Origin of the sequence: Paraburkholderia sp. SIMBA_054 (genome assembly GCF_046534875.1) — a bacterium.
In the GTDB taxonomy this organism is placed as follows: domain Bacteria; phylum Pseudomonadota; class Gammaproteobacteria; order Burkholderiales; family Burkholderiaceae; genus Paraburkholderia; species Paraburkholderia hospita.
The window spans coordinates 1-229 of the sequence record NZ_JAWRXV010001869.1 but is presented as its reverse complement, the minus strand read 5'-3'; the positions used below and the strand labels follow the sequence as shown (position 1 = coordinate 229).

Genomic DNA, 229 nt, shown 5'->3' with positions numbered 1-229 from the left:
GCCTGATCGACCGCGTCATCCAGTACGGCGCCGCCACCTGCTCCTGGGACGAGCTCTATGCCTGGTACAAGGTCGAGGAGCTCGACAACCAGGTCTGGGCCGACGTCTACAAGCGCTTCCACGCCATGTGGGCGTACTACGGCTACGAAGGTGCGCCCGAGCTGAAGGTCCACCACTCGGAAAACTCCTTCACCCTGCTGCGCGATCCGTCCGAGGACGAGAGCGTGAC

General features: G+C 63.8%; 1 protein-coding gene. It reads left to right on the top strand.

Translation table 11 applies throughout. The features are described 5' to 3' along the window. A partial coding sequence (locus tag SB822_RS61530; RefSeq protein WP_410859722.1) for a hypothetical protein occupies positions 1–229 on the top strand: 229 nt, incomplete at both ends.